We start from the raw sequence: 2,898 nt of genomic DNA, 5'->3' as shown, positions 1-2,898 counted from the left end.
GCATGGCGTGGCTCTACATCAGCGTTACGTCGCTGCCAGGCAGGCCGGTGATACGTCATTCCACCCCATATCCTCGTGAGCACACCCATGCCGCACAAGATTGAAGTTTCGTCCGCCACCATGACCCCGCGCGAGATCGTGCAGGAACTGGACCGGCACATCGTCGGCCAGCACGACGCCAAGCGCGCGGTCGCCATTGCGCTGCGCAACCGCTGGCGCCGCATGCAGCTGCCGGCCGAGCTGCGCAACGAAGTCATGCCCAAGAACATCCTGATGATCGGCCCGACCGGCGTCGGCAAGACCGAGATCGCGCGTCGCCTGGCCACGCTGGCCAATGCGCCGTTCGTGAAGGTTGAAGCCACCCGTTTCACCGAGGTCGGCTATGTCGGCAAGGACGTGGAGCAGATCATCCGCGACCTGGCCGACACCGCGGTCAAGCTGTATCGCGAGCAGGCCAAGGTCCGCGTGCGCACCCAGGCCGAAGAGCGCGCCGAAGACCGCATCCTGGATGCACTGCTGCCGCGCCGCAGCACCGGTATCGGCTTCGATGCCGAGGCCGCACGCAACGAGCCGTCCGCGCAGGACAACGAGACCCGCATCAAGTTCCGCCGCATGCTGCGCAACGGTGAACTGGACGAGCGCGAGATCGAACTGGAAGTGTCGGCCAACGTCAGCATGGACATCATGACCCCGCCGGGCATGGAGGAAATGGGGCAGCAGCTGCGCCAGATGTTCTCCAGCATGGGCGGTGCGAAGGCGCAGAAGCGCACGCTGTCGATCAAGGCCGCGCGTCCGCTGTTGATCGAGGAAGAGGCCGGCAAGCTGGTCAACGAAGACGATATCCGCAGCGCGGCGATCGAAGCCTGCGAGCAGCACGGCATCGTGTTCATCGATGAGATCGACAAGGTCGCCAAGCGCGGTGACAACGTCGGTGGCGGCGATGTCTCGCGCGAGGGCGTTCAGCGCGATCTGCTGCCGCTGGTGGAAGGCTCCAATGTGTCCACCAAGTACGGCACGATCAAGACCGACCACATCCTGTTCATCGCCTCCGGTGCGTTCCACCTGGCCAAGCCCAGCGATCTGATCCCGGAACTGCAGGGTCGTTTCCCGATCCGCGTGGAACTGGGCGCGCTGAGCAAGCAGGACTTCGTGCGCATCCTGACCGAGCCGAAGGCCGCGCTGACCAAGCAGTACGAAGCGCTGCTGCAGACTGAAGGCGTCTCGATGAAGTTCACGGTCGATGCGGTGGACCGCTTGGCCGAGATCGCCTTCCAGGTGAACGAGCGCCAGGAAAACATCGGCGCGCGCCGCCTGCACACGGTGCTGGAGCGCCTGCTGGATACGCTGAGCTATGAGGCCCCGGACCGCGATGGCGAGACCATCAGCATCGACCAGGCCTATGTCGATGCGCATCTGGGTGAGCTGGTGCAGGATCCGGACCTGAGCCGCTACATCCTGTAACGGCACGCAACGATCGGGTGGTAGGAAGAACGGCGGCACTTCGGTGTCGCCGTTTTTTTGCTTCTTCTGTCAAAGGCTGTCTCCGTTTGGGACTGCCGCGAGCGTGAGGGCCCCGCAGCGACCGGCAGGCCCCTAGGCAAATGTCCCCCGGCCGCCGCCGTCCGGCGACGGCCTCCTCCTTGATTTTGCCCAGGGACCTGCCGGCCGCTACGGGGTCCCCATGTGGTCCGCGCACGGGAAAGCCGGCCTTTCTTTGGGCGCCATTGGTCTGTACACGTTGGGGCGCGATGCCCTTGTGGGCGAACTCAAGGGGGAGGGGGGGGCCGCAGGCCGACGCCGGAGGACATTCGCCGGCAAGGGCATCGCGCCCCAGCGCTCGACCAACCAGCCCTTCGCCTCAGGCGTCGTCGTCGGTTGGCAGGGCGGTTGGCGGGGCGCCCGGGGTGAATACACCCGGCTGCACGAATGCGCTGAGGATCGCATCCAGCGTCTGCGCGCCATCGCGCTGGATCTCGAACAGCTCCGGTTCCAGCATCGCGCTGTACAGCACCCCGGTCAGGCTGGTGCTCACGATGCGCGCCACCGTGTCCACGTCTACCCCCGCGCGCAGCTGTCCCAACTCCCGCGCGCGCTGGAACGCGGCCGCGAAAATGCCCAGCTCCTCACGCGATGCCTCCAGCTGCAGCGCCTGCATCGCCTGGCTTTCCACCGACAGATCATTGCGCAGCATGATTTCCATCATGTTGCGCAGGCGTTCGTCTTCGGCCAGCTCCCGGAAGGAGACCAGCAGCGCCGAGCGCAGGTCCAGGATTGGTGTGGTGCGCTTGGCCGAGGTGGTGCGTCGCAGCCGCTCGATGAACGGGACGCGCTCGCGATCGATCATCGCCGTCAGCACTTCGGTCTTGTTCTTGAAGTGCCAGTACACCGCGCCGCGGGTGAATCCGGCGCGCGCGCCGATCATCGCCAGGCTGGTGCCGGCGACCCCGTATTCATGGAAACAGACCTGGGCCGCATCGAGGATGCCCTCGCGGGTGGCCTGCGCCTCTTCTTTGGTTTTTCTGGCCATTGCGCTGTGCAGTTGCTGGATGAAACCGGCCTGAATTGTACCGCTTTACAAACAAACATGCATGTATGTATATTTGCGCCCCACTGATCCTCAGCGAGGACTGCCTGTGAAAGCCGGCGGGTCTCGTTTCGGATATTTGTCGTCATTTGCTGCCTGTTTGTCGTCATTCTTCGCTTTTATCGGAAGTTGGGCTGCAGGCGCGCCCTTTTCCGTCTGCGAGCCCCTACCGCCATGTCCAGAACTCCGTACCGTCTTCTCGCGCTGTCCCTCGCGATCGCCCTGACCGTGTCCGCCTGCGGCGGTGGTGAGCAGGAGGGGCCGCAGGGCGGCCCCGGCCAGGTGACTGTGGCCACCCTGAAAGCCGAGCAGGT

2 protein-coding genes are annotated in these 2,898 nt (G+C 64.8%); one reads left to right on the top strand and one right to left on the bottom strand.

Annotation, left to right across the window (positions count from 1 at the left end; translation table 11 throughout):
* Positions 1-87: 87 nt before the first annotated feature.
* Positions 88-1,461, top strand: coding sequence for an ATP-dependent protease ATPase subunit HslU (hslU, locus tag ACE026_RS14465; protein WP_121039962.1), 1,374 nt, complete (start codon positions 88-90; stop codon positions 1,459-1,461).
* A 397-nt stretch (positions 1,462-1,858) separates the two neighbouring features.
* On the opposite strand, the gene ACE026_RS14460 is transcribed toward hslU, so the two are convergent.
* Positions 1,859-2,527, bottom strand: a complete 669-nt coding sequence (locus ACE026_RS14460; protein ID WP_486038340.1) for a TetR family transcriptional regulator — start codon at positions 2,525-2,527, stop codon at positions 1,859-1,861.
* Between the last annotated feature and the right edge of the window lie 371 nt (positions 2,528-2,898).

This window comes from Stenotrophomonas sp. AGC87 (assembly GCF_057333975.1).
Note: the sequence above shows the minus strand (reverse complement) of the source record. Positions and strands in the feature narration are given on the sequence as shown.

Excerpts from the sequence above, each read along its gene's own strand:
- hslU (WP_121039962.1), top strand. The coding sequence starts at position 88 with ATGCCGCACAAGATTGAAGTTTCGTCCGCCACCATGACCCCGCGCGAG.
- ACE026_RS14460 (WP_486038340.1), bottom strand. The coding sequence starts at position 2,527 with ATGGCCAGAAAAACCAAAGAAGAGGCGCAGGCCACCCGCGAGGGCATC.